This window comes from Albibacterium bauzanense (assembly GCF_004339765.1).
GTDB lineage: Bacteria > Bacteroidota > Bacteroidia > Sphingobacteriales > Sphingobacteriaceae > Albibacterium > Albibacterium bauzanense.
Map to the genome: position 1 here is coordinate 410,508 of NZ_SMGO01000003.1, position 16,998 is coordinate 427,505.

At 39.1% G+C, this 16,998-nt stretch carries 17 protein-coding genes; 2 read left to right on the forward strand and 15 right to left on the reverse strand.

Going from position 1 to position 16,998, the window contains the following annotated elements; genetic code table 11:
- Window positions 1-61: 61 nt before the first annotated feature.
- From C8N28_RS13070 to C8N28_RS13125, 12 genes are all read right to left on the reverse strand, one after another.
- Window positions 62-1,120, reverse strand: a complete 1,059-nt coding sequence (locus C8N28_RS13070) for a hypothetical protein (RefSeq protein ID WP_221410238.1) — start codon at window positions 1,118-1,120, stop codon at window positions 62-64.
- Window positions 1,101-1,658: a DUF4138 domain-containing protein gene (locus tag C8N28_RS13075; RefSeq protein ID WP_165870341.1), complete on the reverse strand. Its 558-nt coding sequence runs from the start codon at window positions 1,656-1,658 to the stop codon at window positions 1,101-1,103. Before C8N28_RS13075 ends, C8N28_RS13070 begins: the two co-directional genes overlap by 20 nt.
- 28 nt (window positions 1,659-1,686) lie before the next feature.
- Window positions 1,687-2,691 (reverse strand): conjugative transposon protein TraM, encoded by a 1,005-nt coding sequence (gene traM / locus C8N28_RS13080; RefSeq protein ID WP_165870342.1) that lies wholly within the window; start codon window positions 2,689-2,691, stop codon window positions 1,687-1,689.
- 395 nt (window positions 2,692-3,086) lie between these two features.
- The gene (gene traK, locus C8N28_RS13085) at window positions 3,087-3,704 is read right to left on the reverse strand and encodes a conjugative transposon protein TraK (RefSeq protein WP_132225621.1); all 618 of its coding nucleotides are present in this window, start codon (window positions 3,702-3,704) and stop codon (window positions 3,087-3,089) included.
- Window positions 3,705-3,715: 11 nt separating this feature from the next.
- A complete protein-coding gene (gene traJ / locus C8N28_RS13090) occupies window positions 3,716-4,933 on the reverse strand; it encodes a conjugative transposon protein TraJ (protein WP_132225623.1) in 1,218 nt (405 codons plus the stop codon).
- Window positions 4,934-4,938: 5 nt separating this feature from the next.
- Entirely contained in the window at window positions 4,939-5,568 is a 630-nt protein-coding gene (locus tag C8N28_RS13095) for a TerB family tellurite resistance protein (protein ID WP_132225625.1), read from the reverse strand.
- A gap of 6 nt (window positions 5,569-5,574) precedes the next feature.
- Window positions 5,575-6,201 carry a hypothetical protein gene (locus tag C8N28_RS13100; protein WP_132225627.1) on the reverse strand — a complete coding sequence of 209 codons (627 nt, stop codon included), beginning with the start codon at window positions 6,199-6,201 and terminating at the stop codon, window positions 5,575-5,577.
- Window position 6,202: 1 nt separating this feature from the next.
- Window positions 6,203-6,892, reverse strand: a complete 690-nt coding sequence (locus C8N28_RS13105) for a conjugal transfer protein TraI (RefSeq protein ID WP_132225629.1) — start codon at window positions 6,890-6,892, stop codon at window positions 6,203-6,205.
- Window positions 6,893-6,910: 18 nt separating this feature from the next.
- The gene (locus tag C8N28_RS13110) at window positions 6,911-9,400 is read right to left on the reverse strand and encodes a TraG family conjugative transposon ATPase (protein WP_132225631.1); all 2,490 of its coding nucleotides are present in this window, start codon (window positions 9,398-9,400) and stop codon (window positions 6,911-6,913) included.
- The gene (locus C8N28_RS13115; protein WP_132225633.1) at window positions 9,393-9,746 is read right to left on the reverse strand and encodes a DUF4133 domain-containing protein; all 354 of its coding nucleotides are present in this window, start codon (window positions 9,744-9,746) and stop codon (window positions 9,393-9,395) included. The genes C8N28_RS13110 and C8N28_RS13115 overlap by 8 nt, the downstream gene beginning before the upstream one ends.
- Window positions 9,747-9,748: 2 nt before the next feature.
- On the reverse strand, window positions 9,749-10,084 hold the full coding sequence (locus C8N28_RS13120) for a DUF4134 domain-containing protein (RefSeq protein ID WP_132225635.1): 336 nt from the start codon (window positions 10,082-10,084) through the stop codon (window positions 9,749-9,751).
- Between the two features lie 11 nt (window positions 10,085-10,095).
- Window positions 10,096-10,368: a hypothetical protein gene (locus C8N28_RS13125; RefSeq protein ID WP_132225637.1), complete on the reverse strand. Its 273-nt coding sequence runs from the start codon at window positions 10,366-10,368 to the stop codon at window positions 10,096-10,098.
- Between the two features lie 299 nt (window positions 10,369-10,667).
- Here C8N28_RS13125 and C8N28_RS13130 point away from each other — a divergent pair, with 299 nt between their 5' ends.
- The gene (locus C8N28_RS13130) at window positions 10,668-11,597 is read left to right on the forward strand and encodes a hypothetical protein (protein WP_132225639.1); all 930 of its coding nucleotides are present in this window, start codon (window positions 10,668-10,670) and stop codon (window positions 11,595-11,597) included.
- Here C8N28_RS13130 and C8N28_RS13135 read toward each other — a convergent pair whose 3' ends face one another.
- Together C8N28_RS13135 and C8N28_RS13140 are read right to left on the reverse strand one after the other, a co-directional pair.
- Window positions 11,598-13,118, reverse strand: a complete 1,521-nt coding sequence (locus C8N28_RS13135; protein WP_132225641.1) for an LA2681 family HEPN domain-containing protein — start codon at window positions 13,116-13,118, stop codon at window positions 11,598-11,600.
- A 258-nt stretch (window positions 13,119-13,376) separates the two neighbouring features.
- Window positions 13,377-14,237 (reverse strand): RteC domain-containing protein, encoded by an 861-nt coding sequence (locus C8N28_RS13140; protein ID WP_165870343.1) that lies wholly within the window; start codon window positions 14,235-14,237, stop codon window positions 13,377-13,379.
- A gap of 392 nt (window positions 14,238-14,629) precedes the next feature.
- Between C8N28_RS13140 and C8N28_RS13145 the strand changes: the two genes are divergently transcribed.
- On the forward strand, window positions 14,630-15,985 hold the full coding sequence (locus tag C8N28_RS13145; RefSeq protein ID WP_132225645.1) for a hypothetical protein: 1,356 nt from the start codon (window positions 14,630-14,632) through the stop codon (window positions 15,983-15,985).
- A gap of 87 nt (window positions 15,986-16,072) precedes the next feature.
- On the opposite strand, the gene C8N28_RS13150 is transcribed toward C8N28_RS13145, so the two are convergent.
- Window positions 16,073-16,996 carry a response regulator transcription factor gene (locus tag C8N28_RS13150; RefSeq protein ID WP_132225647.1) on the reverse strand — a complete coding sequence of 308 codons (924 nt, stop codon included), beginning with the start codon at window positions 16,994-16,996 and terminating at the stop codon, window positions 16,073-16,075.
- Between the last annotated feature and the right edge of the window lie 2 nt (window positions 16,997-16,998).

Below are 16,998 nucleotides of genomic sequence, written 5' to 3' on the forward strand. Positions count from 1 at the left end.
TTTTCAAATGTGTTGTATTAATTGGAAAAAACAAATGAGCCCGATTGGGCTCATTCATTGATCAAACACTTAGCTTTTTTTTCCTTCGTGTCTTCTGCTTGGGAGTGCCGTCCTCAGCATCCGGCTTTTGTTCTTTCTTCGCATCAGTTTTTTGTGCTACCGCTTGTCGGCCGACTGAATTTTCCGTTTGAACGTTCTGCCTTTTAACCATATTCATTTTCGGATCATATACATTGATGTTTTTATATTGCGGTACAGCCTCAATGAAATACTTTAATTGATTCCCGTCCTTTTCCATCGTAACCTGCTGGACGTTACCCTTCTTCAAAGAACTAAGAAGCATCAATTTTTGTTCTTCACTACCCATTTCTTTGATTGGAAAATTGGAAAGTGTCTTTTCCAAATCATAGCCATATTGCTCACTAAACTGATTTAACTTATGATTTCCCTTATCATCTTTATTTTCAAAGTCAATCTTTAACCAAGCACTATAGGGGTTTCCCTTCCTGTTAATCAGATTTCTAAAGACGGAACGTCCCTCCAATAAATTATAGGCTTCCTTTGCAGTTACTCCATTCCCTTTGTTAATGTAAAACGATTGGTTTTTGTTATGGTCTGGATTACCATTTTGAAGGGAAGCATCATAACGATTGAAAAAATACATATCAGTGGAATCCGACCTCTTAAAATGGAGGGTGTAATCCATCTTGTTGTTGAAATGGGGGATTTCTAATTTGAGCTGAAATTCTTTTTGCTGCTCACTAATGCTCTTTTCCAAAGCTTCGTTTAACTTGTCGCCGAATCCAAAATACTTTAAATTGGATTGCAGGAATTCTAGATTTTGTGTATTCATAAACTTTATAATTATTAGATTCTCATAAATTAGTCTAAGCGCTTCCTTATAGCGGTTGCCATCCGCTGCACTGTTCTCGAAGGGACGGGGCTTCAGATGGCTTGGCATCTTAAAACACTTCAATTCGGAGCTTATCTCCAAGACTGATTTGCTTTCAACTCCGACCCAATCCTTGTTAAGCTTTACTTCATTTTGCAGAAAAGCTAGGATTTGAGTCCGATCTTTTTCAGACACTACAATGAATTCTTTATTCGATAGCACTCGCATTTTCAATATCGGATTGTTTTGCTTTCAAATAAAGGTGCCGTCCTCCATTCTTTTCATAGACTTCCATGATAAGAGCTTTATCCTTTGTGATGGGAAACTTATCCAAAGCAAAGACGTATTGTTCTGAATGCTGGCCCTCGACAGTATTGTTACCTGTACCGTAGGAATGAACCGTCTCCAATTCCCTTTCCTGGGTAACTGTACGTTTCGCTGTTTCTAGATCTCGCACATAGAAGCGAATGAAGTCGATGTCGTAGTTGATGTTCGACCGGTTTTCGATCTTCACTTTGTAATAGAGTGTGTTGTCTCTGATTTGGAAGCCGCCCAATTGTGCGGAAATTTTTCCGCTTTTATCGCGGTCAACCTTATTGAAGTTTCTTTGCCCATATATTCTCTTACAAATATTTTCCTTCGAATAGATGCTTTCGTATGTATCCTTCTCAACTCGGTAATCGGAGGACTGACTCGCATTGGACAAGGATATTACGCTATCCTGAGCGTATGCTATTGGCTGAATGATATAAAGCAGCAACAGCATCCAAAATTTTAATGCTTTCATAACGTTCCTAGTGATTTTTGATATTCTTATCTCTTAGCAATAGCTGATATCCGGCTTTGACTTTAACCCGTACCTGCTTAACTTTTTTTCGAAAGAGACCTTTCGCGGCATCAACCCCAGCGCCGGCTACTTGGGCAGAAAGTGAGGGGTCTAAAGACATCACTTGCAAGCTTTGGATAGCATCATTCACTCCATCCTTTGAAGCGTCGCGAGTAATTGCTCCGGGAATATATAATCCTTCCAGACCGTCTAAATCATAAGCAGATAAAGCGATCGGTAAAATTGAGTTCTGATAACGAAGGGATGCAATGTTGATTTTTAACCGTTCATCGTCTATAGTTGCTACTCCATAGACGAATCGGTTCCGTGGGATTAAGACTCCATTGACATGAATGCTATCTAAGAGGCGGAGCTTAATAACAGATCCCGAAACGATATCCTGATCTTCATGAATTGTGGCTTGTATGGTATTGCCTTTTTTTGAGTCTGATTCTTCGTTAACAATTGCCGGATTGTCGCTACTTGCGCCAAGCGCATAAACGCTATTCTGCATGTCGACGGATTCATTCGGTACATCTTTCGTTTCAAGGTCTGGATATTGAATTTTCAGAATCTTATCGAGGACTTCATTCAGTTGTTCCATTTCTTTATCCTCTTCCTCTCCAGCCTGAAAAGACAACATTAGCTTTTCCAGTCGCTCTACGTCTTTGGTGATATTGGAGGAGCTTTCATACGCAGAAGTTTCCGCTCGTGTATACTCGGATTCAGGAAGAGTAGGGCTATTTATCTGTTCTTCAATTTTGGCAAGCTTAGATGTGATTTGCTCTTCGTTAATATCGAGCTCTTCATCATTAGCATTTGAGAACGATAATGACTCAAAAATATCATCGGCACTACTGTTTGCGTCAGTCTCATCTTTTTCCGATGCTTCGTAGATACTGAATTTATCCTGCTTCTCTTCCGTGTTGAATTTTGCTTCAGGTAGCTCTGTATTCAGTCCGCTCTGAACCACATCTTCCGATGCGTCGTTCCCATTTTTTCCGCCGCCCAGGGACCAAAATGCCAAGGTGACAAATGGTAATACGAGGAGCGGTAAAACCAATAGAAACTTCCGTTTCTGTAGCATTTTTGCTGATTGCTGTTTTTCCATGATGTTTGATTTTTAAGGTGAATAGATTCTAATAAAGTGATGTGAAAATCAGGTAAAGACTTAAGGCGCTAAAGATGACGCTGATGATAAGTAGCAGAATCTGTTTTTGGCTCTTTGTGAAATGTGCAGTTCGTTGGTTTAAAAAGCTAGCCAATCGAACCTGCCGACCAATGATCTTGTTCGCAATCTTCCGAGCTGTAATCTCCTGATTTGGATACTCTGACTTTCGGTGAGAGTTTTTCTTCTTGTAGAACATACTAGTTGGATTGGAGGGCTGTATCGTGGTTACTTATCGTTTGCCACCGCTCGATAAGAAAGCCATGGGGATTATTGTCGGAACGGCTCACGTTCCTTAGATACCCTTGTGTGATTAAATTCCGAGTTGTAGATGAAGTGGAACGGATGAGTTCCTGAGTTGCGTAGCACCGGAAGAAATAAGGGTATTGATTCACGTCGAGATGAACACTGTCAATACTAATCTTCTGACTGATATTTGCGGATATCAGATTGGAATAGTACCCTTTTTCTTTCAGATTATCATACTGAGATTTTGCAGAACCATCTGCCAAATACAGTGCTTTGCCGACGTTAGTCTTAATAACCTTATCGTCCGGGTCGAGTGAGAAGAAGTACTCATGAAAAGTTTTGACATGATCCTTTGCTTCGACGTGAATGTTTTCTTTTCTGCCGGCGGAGAATGCTTCCAAAGCTTTCCCGTTGGCTAAAATATAGATCCGATTCTGTGCGGCTTGAACCGCTTGGTAGCTCTTAACCAATGAGAAACCTGAGATAAAAAGGCATGCCAGTATCAAGAAAATACTGAAGATTTTTATATGCCTAAAGGCTGTGTCGATATTTTTTAGTTGCTGAAACATATGCTTTTTGCTTAATTGTTATTACCTGATAGTCTATCCTCCTGAAACTTTGATTGACTTGTCTGGTCATTTCCGAAATACCCGGAAGACTGGCCGTATCCCGCCATACCTTGTGACATCTGTCCACGTTGATCGCCCAGTGAATCAGCCATCATTCCACCGGCAGCAGCACCGGAGGCGACGACGGTACTTGCAGAACTTATAACCATGGAGTTCACTTTCTGGAGAAGTCCGTTTCCACCTCCGGCATGCACGACGTAATTCGCAATCGTTGGAACAGTAAAGTATCCTACAATGCCGATCACCATAAAAATGAGATAGGCTGTATCCGTAGAGCTGAAAAAAGTGTCACCAGCAGACTCGACTTGGTTTATGTCTAGTTTTAACATGTTTTCTTGAATCTTACCCAGAATGGAGCCGAAGATATTGGCAATAGGGAGCCATAAAAAGACATTAATGTACCGGGCAAGCCAAACTGTCAACGTGTGCTGAAAACCATCGAAGACGGCAAAGCCAAAAACTAAAGGACCAAGAATGGCGAGCACAATTAGGTAAAAAGTACGGATGGTGTTTATACACAAGGCAGCAGCTTCGTAGATAACTTGCAGGACTTCACTCATCCATTGCTTGATTGAATTCCGGAAATTATAGGACTGCTTATCCATCCAAAATTTCATGTCGTTCCCAATACTTTCGAAAATGCCTTCTTCTCCTTCGAGTGCTTCCTCAGGGTGCGTGTATTTATACCATTTCTCACGGTCGCCACTCCCGGTTTCTCCTACGTACATGTCCCATGATTTGGAATTCTTAACAGCCTGTTCCTTTTTTGCCAAAAGAACCGCGATGGCTTTGTCTGAATCTTTCACCATACCGCCAGTTGCGCCAACAATGGGCTGAAGGATGCCATTCATAAGCGATAGAACTGCCGGAAAAAGTAAAATAGCGAGGCCTAATGCAAACGGCCTAAGGAGTGGATAGAAATCCAATGGTTCCGCAGCGGCAATTTGTCGCCATACTCGCGAAGCGATATACCATAATGCAGCAAACCCTGCGATTCCCCGAGCGACCCCAATAAGCTTACTTGACAATTCGATCATCTCGTCATAAACTTGATCCAGAACGCTTTGGAGGCTACTGATTTCACCTGCCAAACCTTGAGCGAATAAATTTTGCGGCAAGGAAGCACCAATAATCATCAAGAAGACGATTAGAAATTTTGAATTTTTCATAGTGCTCAGTTTAGATTTAAGTGATAGAGCTTCTGGGATGCTTCTACATCTCGAGCTTCTTTGCTTCGTTGTAAAGCCATAATTTTAGCGTTCTTATTGAACATCCGAAGGAATTGCAGTTTATCTTCCGTTTCTGCAAAAATCCGGTCGATCGCCTGAAGCCGCTCGTCATCACTCATACTTAGCTTTGATGAAGTAATTACCGTTGCCAGCTCATCCAGGCTCTGAACACTTTGGTCGATCAGGTTGCCATAGACACTTCCCATATATTCAATCTCGCCGTCATTGAAAAATCCGCTCAGCTTAAAGCCCTTATAAGCTCTTTTATATTCCTGAACGATGTATTTCTGATAACGTATGATATCAGGAACACGTTTGTAGTTCTTTATAGCAGGACTTACTGCAAAAAGGCCGTCGATGAAAGCGTCGTGAAGGTTGAAGTTTCCTTCCGAAATGTTTTTGATCGTTGTATAGCCACTGCTGACAACCTGATATCCCTTCTTCATATCTGCCAGTATGTTTTTTAGCTGTGATAGCTTTTCATAGTTCAGCAGCAATTGTTGTACTTCGTGTGACTGTGCCCGCGATGAAAAAGTCGTCGTGGCAAGTATCAGGAGGATCCATATAATTTTCATAATTGTTTAATTTGGGATCTGATATAGATCGAATGATTTTTCTAGGTTTCGCTTTTCTTGTTCGATTTGCTGGTCAAGAATCTTTATCTGACTGATAAAGGAGCGGGTAAACTGAAATTTATCCTGCATTCGCTGATGGATCTTTTCGAGGCGTTTCAGTCGCTCATCATCTGACATCTCTAATTCTCCCTTAGAAACTAGTAGAAGAAGCTCGTCCAAATCAAACTCACATTGTTTGAAGACTTCGGCTTTGACATTTTCCACGTATGATTTATGATGAGCATAGCTGCCAACCTTAGCGACTAGATTGAACTCTTTCTTTATCGAAACTTGCCAACCGACGATATCCGCAATCTTCTTGTTCTCACGAATTACCGAACTCACCATCTCAAGGGAATTGAAGAAATCACCATGAAGCGTAAACTCACCGTTCGAGAAAGCCTTTATGGAATTGATCCCTTGTGAGGCAATGTCATATCCATCTTTTAAATAACCAGCATAGATTTTCATCGCTAGTATTTGCTGAAGCAGATATTTCTTTTGAGTTTTCTTTTGTTTGAAAATCTCATCCCAGGTTTGAGCTTGACTGCCAAGCGAAAAAAAAAGAAAGATGATGCATAGAGTAGCTTTCATATCAGTCTGCTTTTAATCCATACAATCGTTGAACCGCCTCAACCTGTTCCTGACTCTTTGAACGCTGTAAACTCATCACAATGCTTTGGCTGTTGAACTGCCGTAGATCATTGAAGTTCTCATCGATCTTATCTGCTGCTTCATTGATCAGCTCCAATCTTTTGGCATCGCTCATTTGAGTCTTGAAGGAATTGACGACTAGAAGAAGCTGATCCAGATTCTTCGCGCTTTCTTTTAGAATTCCAGCATATACCTTGTGCATATAGTCAAGCTCATCAGCGGTGAAGTTTTTGTCTTGTTGTGCGAGATTCCACGCTTTTTTGTATTCTTCCACCAAGAACACTTGCTTGGTCGTTACACCCTTGATCCGCTGATAGTAGGAAATGGCAGCTTTCACTTTCCACAAATCCGTATAGTATTTACTGTATAATTCCTTTTGCCGTTCCGTCCAGTCTGAGATTTCTGTAAGTTTCAATTTGGATAGCTGGTTCTCCATCACCTTTTGTGCGTTTTGTAGCCAGATGGTCTCATTCTGCATCCTTTGAATTTTAAGATCAACAGCCTTGATAACCTTTTTTACACCTGCCTTTATTACTTCAACCACGGCCAGCTGAGCATTCGCCTGCTTCATGGGCAGTGATACCATAAGCACAATCATACTGACTGGCATATAAATCATAAATTTTTTCATGTTCACTTCGATTAGGGTTTAAAATTCAGTTTTCAACTCCTTTGCAAGCACGGCAATTCCTCTTTCCGTACTTCCGTATTTGCGCGTGTACTCTTGAACCTTCATTTTTTCACTTTCTTCTGTTGTGTAGGCTAGATATTCCTCAGGACTAACCTCCGTGCGATAAACCTTGCTTAGCTGGCCACCAAGACTGATGAAAACTTCCTTGTATTTCAGGTTCGGGTCATTGGCTTTGTTTACAGAGAGGATCTGTACTTTTTCTTTCTCCGTCAGCCCCAGAAGCGCCTGTATCAGATCGAATTTGTTTTGATACTTGGATTGATCCAACAGGATTTTACAGTCGGAATTATTGATGATCGTCTCTTTCACAATGGGCGAACTAATCACATCTTCAACTTCCTGGGTGACGATGATCGCTTCTCCAAAGAACTTACGAACCGTTTTGAAAAGGTACTTTATGTACTCCGCCATGCCTTCCTTGGCTATCGCTTTCCAGGCCTCCTCAATCAAAATCATCTTCCTGATTCCTTTGAGTTTCCTCATCTTACTGATGAAGGTTTCCATAATGATCAAGGTGACTACCGGGAAAAGAATCGGATGATCTTTGATGTTGTCCAGTTCAAAAACGATAAATCGCTCATTTAACAGGGCAAGGTTCTCAGTCGCATTCAGTAAGTAGCCAAACTCACCATCCTTATAGAAAGGCCTTAAGACATAGAGTAAGTTGTCCAGATCAAAATGCCGTTCTTTCACGTTATCTCTTTTAAGCTGTTGCGCAAAGTCGGATTTCAGGTAATCGTAAAACGTATTGAAACAGGGAAAGAGCGAGGGCGAATCGGCTAACTTTGAATAATAACCTTGCAGGGCGTTGGACAAAGCGACATATTCAGGGCGTTCCAATACTTCATCTTCCTTTTTCCAAAGTGCCAGAATTAGACTTTTTAAGCTTTCTTTCTTTTCTGTATCTAAGATATCGCCAGCTGCTATATAGAAAGGGTTGAACTGGATCGGATGCTTTTCATCGTAAGTGAAATAGTATCCACCTACCAGATCGCACAAGCCTTTATAACTATGACCTACATCGACCAATAGAATATGGGTGCCTTGTTCATAATAGCTTCTGACCATATGGTTGGTAAAGAATGATTTTCCCGAACCAGAGGGACCAAGTATAAATTTGTTCCTGTTAGTGCAGACTCCATTTCTCATAGGTTCATCAGAAATATCGACATGAACCGGTTTTCCTGTCAATCGGTCTCCCAGACGAATGCCTACCGGACTTAAGGATGTTCGGTAGTTGGTTTCAAGACTAAGGAAGCAGCATGCCTGTTCCAGAAAAATATCAAAGGTGTCGTTCATCGGAAAGTCCGCTTCATTTCCTGGGATACCTGCCCACCAAATCTGAGGCGCTCCGTCAGTTTCTTGTTTCGGAATTGCGTCCATCTGTGCCATCGCAGAAGAGACGTTTGTCCTTACAATTTTTCTTTCTTCTGGATTATCAGACCACGCCAACACATTAAAATGTGACTTAATTGGCAATCGCTGTTGACTTATGGCTTCGTTCAGGAAATCCTGAGTGGCATCCCGACCAATTGAATTCTCTCGAGAATAGGATGAGAGCGACTGGAGGCGCAAACGTTTCGCCTCCAGTTTTTTTAGGGTCTTAACCGAGTCATCAATAAAAATGTATTGATTGTAGATGTGATTGCAGTTCAGTAGCTGCCCCAATGGTGAGGCGAAACCAATGCTGCACTTCGTTCTATCCGTGCTGTATTTGTCGTAGTTAATACGGGATCTGCACAGTGAAGGCAGGTTTTCAGCATCAGAAAGACTAAACAATTGGCAATGATTTTCACCAACTTTAATCTCATCTTTTAAATGCACATCCTTCAACGCTGGCTTCTCCGACTCATTCAATAAAAAGCAGTAACGTTCAATTAATCCGGCCTTTTCGTTTGTTCCAGCCAATTGATCATTGGATAAACGATTGATTTTGACAAATCCACTGTCCGTCATAATCCGCTCAAATTGATTGGCTTTGTCAAAGAAGTCATTAATGAACCCTGCTTTCAATACTTCACCAGGAACAATTGATTTTCGGAACAATCCAGAGAAAGCCGAAGTCGCTGGTCGTCTTCCATCAGGTTTTTTTGATAAGAAGACGTAGCATTTATGGTTCAAGAACGGGCGCTCATTAAAAAAACGTTCGCTGCTGGATGAGAGAAAACTTCTGCGGCCTTGTGCTGATTCTTCGCCGTTCCCAAAACCTGGCTTGTAAGCGTCTAAAACAAACCAGTCCTGTTTATGAAAACAGCTATGCTTGGGAAGTACACGAATTGCCTTAACCCAGGCCTGATGAAATGCTTCGTACTCATGATTGGAAAGTGAGAAAATCTCGGGAAGCGTAATCTCATAGGCTATAGTGATATCACCGTATACGGAAATAATCGAGTTGTTTTCGACCTTATAGATTGGTAGTATTCTTTCAATGTCGATTGGCTTAGCCATAGTCACTCCTTTCTTTTTTGTTGGCAGATCTTGGTTCCAGCTTGACAAAGAGTTTGCGCGACTGGAATCGAATAAACTCTGGAGTATATTTTTTAGCGAGCCTTTTCAATAATCCATATTCTCCGAATTTGTGGCTCAGGCGGAATACTGTTATGAATAATCCGAACCCTAAGCTGCCTACTATCAGAATGCATGCAAACAGATTTAACCCAATGATATACATGGAAGCAAAAAGGATAAGGAGAATGACCAGCCCGATTGCCAGGTAGGTGATATACTGCGCCTTCAATCCCTTGAATTCAATCGGCTTGTTGATCCCTTTGTTGATTTTATAGATCGTCGCCATAACTAAATACCAAAAAATGATTGGAGAACCGTTGCGACTACTACCAGAAATACACAGCTACCAAACCAAGCGGCTGCAACCTTTCCGGTATCATGCTCACCGCCGTTCCACTTTTGATACACTTTAATTGCGCCGATTAAACCAGAGACAGCACCAATTGCGTACATTAAATCCGTACCGGTTGAAAAGTAACCTTTTACTTTGTTCGTAGCTTCACTTATTCCGGCATTGCCATCCTGAGCGAATAAACTTCCTGCAACGAGTATGAGCGCAATAGTTGCCAGGCTTACCAACACGTTTTTTTTAGATAAATTGATTGATTTTGAGTTTGATTTCATGATTGTGGGGATTAAAGGTTTTCTTCGATTGGCTGATTGAGATCCTCTTGGGAGAATTCGAGCTCTTCGGAATTTAAAGAGTGATCATTATGATCCACCGCAATTTTTCCAAGAACTTCTTTGCGAGGTCCGTCTGGTTCCTGAACCGACTTCCCGCTTTTAATCCTTTGTAGTATGGCGAGTAATTCAATGCGGTAATAAAGCAGAATGACCACCGAATAGTATCCAGCGATCAGGATTGCCAAGGCCTGCAAGTATTGCAGCCATGAAATTGATGTTAACATAATCCTTCAGTTTATCGAACAGCTCCATTGCTGAACTGAAGGCAAAAGTGGGGGGAGTTTGGATTAGGAATTCACACCTTTAGGGGGAGGTGTGTGTTTTTAAAAAATATAGTCGATTCTTTAAACCTTAAATCAATGGTAGTGGATCACAGTAAATATTATGTGTGTTCCAGAAATATTCTTTCTTAAAGAAACTTCTATTGTTGAAGGGAACAATTCAGCTAGGTTTATCCCTATCTTATAAATTTGATCGAAAGATGTAGTGAAACTAATTAACTTTACAGTTTTAGCTTTAATTTATGTTATTCAAAGACCTCTTAGATCAGAAGTACAAGGAATTAAGACCTCAATTTGAACAATTGTACTATCTCGCTCTCAAACGACAAACACATGATAGCGATTTGCTTCTTATTCACTTGAATGCATTTTATAATTCTGAAACACATACATGGAATAATCTGGAGGAAAAAATGAGCCCATATATGTTTGGCTTAAGCCATGAAGGTCATTCAGAGCACACACACCATAATTTTATCGGAGAGTATATGAAAAAAAATATGTCTGATAAATCGTTAACAGATTATCTTTTAGACGTCGAGTTCTCGGCTGCAAGAAGAGTAGAAATTGATATATTGACTTTCAAGGAATCTATATCTATCCAAACTGAAATGCTGATTTATTTAAAAATATGGGAGTCAGACAGTTTTATTAAGAAATTTTTTCAGCTTGCTAATTTGATCGATGGGAGAGCATATGACTGGCATTATAAACTCATGACTACCAGTAGAGAAAGAGGAACAACTGGAAGTCGAGATGTCATAATTCGGAGGAAAATAAGGGATAAATTTGAAAAGGACATTCCCAGATTATACGCTGCCTTTAAAAGATCGTACAATTTTCAGATCAGGAATTCAATCGCACATTCACAATATTCAATATTAGGACGTCATATTCAACTTAATAACTATGTTAAGGAAGACCCGTTTAGTCATATCAGAGTACAATCTTTCGAAGAGTGGACCGATAGATTTCATGAAACCTTGGTTATCTACACTTTATATCACGAGTTGTTAGGAATCATTAACCATAATTATGGAGTTGTTTCTACACAAATGGGAGATGCCGTACCAATAAGAATCACAAGACAAGATCCCATAACTGAAATAGAATACCGGTATGTTCATTACAGAGCAGCATTTAAAGATTGGGGCTGGCAACCAGATAAATAATTATATTCGATCTTTAAACGGTACATCCGGCAAATACATAAGAATGGTATGCTTTTGTTCCTTTCCTACTTCCTCATGATGGATTGCTAAAGAGGTGTAAATTATTGCAGCTCTTATTAGCCGTAACTGCTTAAATGTTTTTTGTTCGAATTTTGCTCTGCCAATCGAGAATGTGAAATTATCTTCATCCTCTCCCCAATTTCCATATTGTTTGATCTTGAACGACTTGTGTTCGATGTGATTTCTAATTTCTGACAACTCCTTTGCTTCAGGTTCAATAGCTTCTACATGTGCGTCATCTTTATCAAATAAATCTTTGCTTAGCCAATATAAGCCTCTTAAGGCCAAGTTCCGATTGCCCATGAAAATATTTCGTAAAGACCTATCTCTATTATTTTCATGCCATAAGCCTCTAAAGCTTGTCCTATTTCGGGGCATCCCTACTTTTAAATAATCGTTTAGGAGATACGCTATTTTATCAAATAGAGAGTAAATTATTCTGTACGTAATTTTAATCTTTTCAAGGTTATACGAGTACTCCGCATAATCTGAAGTATCTACCAAAACAATGTCCTTATCACCATAAGACTGGGATGGCAATCTAGTTCCTTCATAAAATAAAAATCTTGCAGTTCCGTATTCTTGTTTAATTTGATTAAATAATGTATGATATTTTGGAGTTGCGTTAAGTTCCACCGTCATACTTGGCAAATGGAGAAGATCATGTGAAGCTATTTCCAAGGGGCCTAAATCATTCAAAGAGTTGAGATATAAAGTGTTTTGAAGGCACCATTCTCTGTAAGACCTTAGCTTTTTATTTTTACCTAAATCAAATTCAAAAGATTGCTTGGAATCTAAATATTCCTTGGGCCATTGCCTTTCGATGTTTTCTAATAGTTTTTTAAAGGATTGATACGCATTCGGATGAAGAAAATTCTTATAGTTAAGTGTTTGTTTTAAATGTTTATAGGCATGGTAAACAAAAATAGTTTTATGAGAACTAGAGTAAAGGCAACCAGCGTAGCTAAAAAGTCCATGACCAATATTTCCTAATGCCATAGGAAAATAAGATATGACAGAAAGAGCTTTATTCCACCATTCCTGTGCATCAATAAAACGTCCGACATGGGAAAAATGATTACCTAAATTGGTGTAAACCTGACATTGAAGCTCTGATTTTTCTTTATTAAAATCTTCGATCGAAATACATTTCCTAAGATGGAAGAGTTCTTTACTTAGCTCTTGTTGGTCAAAGTCCCAACTTTCTGATTTTTCATATCGGGTGAAAAAGCGTCTGGAAGACCATCCGTTAGCAAGATAATAATGAAAACGAATAAGATCTGAATTAGAAAGGTTGCCGTCGGCAATTTTTAAGCTAAGCTCCAGTCCTTTATCAATTCCTTTGGGATTATTTAAGTCTAATGATAAGTCAAATAATTCTCCGATAAAATCAAGAATTTCAACATCGTTGAAATTTGTCGGATCAAGCTCTAGAAGTTGATCAAAAGATCTTTTGCTCATAATTTACGTTGTAATTCTGAAAAAATAGCGGTTAGAGTGGTGTCGATAACAATTACTTTACCAGACACCAAATCAAATTTAATAAATAACTTGTTATTAACTTTGATTCGCCATACTCGCTCACTTCAAACCTATTTGTGCACTGCCGAACGTGTTGAAAAGAAAACATCCCGCTAAGACTAATAACAGAAATTATTTCATAGCAAAAGACGAATTGAAACGGTCATATTATAACGATGTGATAATGCAGGAATACTTTTACAGCGGGAAATTAATACTTTTTAGTTCTGGTTGCTTCAGCTCATGCTTACTATCCATTTTCTTAACCAAGCGGGTTCTAAGCTTATCTAAGAATACTGTACGTTCCTTTTTTCGGTTGGAAATGTCGGTGTATTTATGGTAATAATATTTTAAATCGACCTGAAAAACATTTTGGAAGTAGAGAACTAAAGATTTGATTTGAACATCACCGTTATTGAAGGACCCGCATTCCACTAAAGCATAGAGTAGTTCTACCAAATCTGACTGGCTTCCAGTCCAAACGATCGGTGTATCCGGCTTAATTCTACAATCTCGATTTATTTCCTTGCACTTCGTCATTAGAAATTCCTGATACTGCTCATTTGCGATGACCTTCGATATCTTATAATCATGACTGGTCGAAAAGATTTCGTCGCCCTGAAAATCTTCTATTTCTGCGTAGACATCGAAATGTCCCCTTGTGAAATAGCATGTGTCGAGATGAGTTGAACCAGAACGGTAGTATTGATAAAAAGCTTGATTATGATCAAAGAAATGCTTAAGATCAGTTAACTGCGATGTTATAAATTCCGAAACGACCTGCTCGCTTCCGACAGGCTTTTTAATATGATAGTTATACACCTTGATGTAATAGATGTACTTACTATAAAATAGAGGTTTAATGATTTTAAAAAAATGAATTTCTTCATCAAGCGATTCAAAAAAGTAACCAGCTAAAAAACGCTTTAAGATTCCCAGTGCTTTTTTGCACAATGCTATTGCGTCTTTCAGTTGTTCACATTCCGAGGTAGGCTTTAAGGAAGTAGCGTATAATTCAGTTTCAAGGGCGTACAGTAGTCGATCAGAAAGATGCTTCATAATAATCTTCATTAAATCAACACGATGAGAGAATCATCAGTTGGTGGGTGATACATAAATTATTAGTGAAGGGCAAAATTGCTGAAAGAAATAAGGTCAGTAAATACTTATTTCGGCGGATTGATGTACTCAAAAAGGAGTATTCTATATGTTTTTTGTTGTAAACACTCAATCATCCGTTGTGATAGTCATTTCTGTCAGCGAAATAAGTCATCAAGGCGATTAATCGTCAAATATAAATTGTCGTATAGATTGATTAGTTTAGACGCGGGAAACATACGTTTTTGGATAACAGCCGATAAAATACGATTGGGCTACCTAGCGGTCTTGAAGTGATTAACTTTAGGTCGTTACCTAATTGTGGTATTTAATTATCAACAGAGTAGAAATAAATGGGAATATTAGAAATTTGCGTGCCTCTTATTGTCGCAATTTTTGGCGTTGCTTACCCCTTAACAATTAGTGAAATAGGGAATATAAACACAAAATATAGTTCTGAAAAGTTAAGTAACCGGTTAAGAAATGAAAAGGAATGGAAGATATTTAATATAGCACTATATATATCTTTGGGCTCGATTGCCGCTTATATATTTGGGAAAATTTTTCTATTTCCCATTCGGATTAACCATCTTTTAATTTGGACGATTTTCTGTTCCGCAAGCGCTCTGTCAGTTTCTTTCCTATTCTTTGTAAGGAAAATATTTGATTATAAAAGCGATGTTAATTTAAGAAATTATCTTCTAAGAGAAAACCAGTATAGTGATACGTTTGACGAACTTGCTGATCTGTTTGCATATTTCATTAAAAAAGATCCCGTATCAACAGACTACGAATTAGTGAGATATTTTTCATTAGCATTCGACAGCAGACGAAAAGCTCAGATAAATTCGAAAACCGGTGTAATTTACTTTGATGTAAAATACTTGAGCTTCATAACCCGATTTCATAACATTGTTTTAAAGTTGAATAGACATGAAGCGGTTCACTTGCAGTATAACATTTCAGGAGGAGAATGGTTGCTAGGACACGAAAGATATGGAAGGATATCTGAAGATACGTGGCGCGTTCTTTGGCGAAACTTGTCTACTGCAATCGAAAATAATAGACCTGATATTGCATTTCGATTCTGGAGAAATATCTATGATTATTATGATAAAATGCCAGTTGTATTGCCGGAGAATGTAGATGGACAAGTCATAAATAAAACCGTCGTTGACTTTCGACAAAATGAAAGACAAGACGTCATTGATTTTGTAACGGCTCTTGGTGGCTTGTTGTTTCATACCTCAAACTTGAAGGCAATTAATAAGATATTTTACTACACCCAGAGTGAGCCAGCTCGATATAAAATTCTTCCGGATACTATTAGAGATATATTAATACTTTATGGACAGTATTATAGTGGCGAGCAATTAAGATATGCACTAATTGACCTAAGTTTTCCATTCCCTGACGAGGAAGGAGTCAATTCGGCAGGCGTAATTTTTACAAATATCTTCAGTTACATTGTTCTCTTATATCTAAGGTTGTCAACAATTCATTCCCCATTCGTTAATTATGAACCGATGGAATATAAGGGAATGAACGGAAACCAAGTAAGTGCATTCTTGAATTTTCACGGCCATTTTAAGAATTCATTAGATTTTCTCACGAAAAATGACGCATTATTAAGAGATGTTTTTGGGATAAGGGAGTTTAGGCAAGACCCAATTGTGTATTTCGAACAAATTGTCAATCATTACGAGTAACCTTTGGATACTAATAATGTTCGGAGCTTGTTGTGTGGCAATTCGACTTTTACTATTCCGTTCATTCTCATGGATAGCCTAGATCACTCAATTTAACTTGTGTTCCAATTTATGAATCAACTCGATCCGATTATTGGAGTTCGTTTTTGCAAAGATATTCTGGACGTGTTTCTTAACAGTCGATTCCGAAATAAATAGTTCATTGGCTATGTCCCTATATTTATTCCCTTCCCGGAGCAGCCGAACGATTTCTATTTCCCGGTTGGTCAACTGGTAGTTTTGAGTATTCTCTTCAATGATAAACGTCCGATCACCATAGGAGGACAATTCAAGAAGTTGTTGGTATTCATTTCGGGCGGTCGTGACAGATTTCGATAAGAACATAAAAGTGATTATAACCAATCCGCCATTAGAGAACAGAACTTCTACAAGCTGTCCCCAGTCGTAGTAAGCTATCAAGGGCATGGCCGCCCAGGGAATCACCGCTGCATAAACCGCTATCACTTCGATAAAGCTATCCTCGTTCCGGTCCTTATATTTTATTTTTATCGCTTTTAATATTTCCCACAGAATCACGAATGCGTAGAAAAATGGAATGATTACCCCGTTTTTGACAGCGTAGTCGAGGTTGTTATTTAAGGAGTAGACCACGACAAAAAAGATGAGGAACGGCAGTAGGAAGAATAACAAAACTCCGTAGTTGGCATGGAATCGAAGGTTTTCGAGTTCGAAGGCCTTGTAAAAATAGTAAGGAATGTAGGAAGCCATCAAGAATCCGCTTCCATAGGCAATGCTGTTTTGAGCGGCAATTGGAATTTTAATATTGGGATCGGGGAATAAGCCTCCAGTAATATTGTAGATGATTAAGATTAAAAGCAGAATCAGGTAGTAAAGTCTTTGCTTCTCCTGAGGCCGCGAAAGAAAATAGATAAGCTGATAAAAAAACATCACAGATTCGAGAACGACGAAAATGAATGTTACTAGGAGCATCTCTGTACCAAAGACTTCCATAT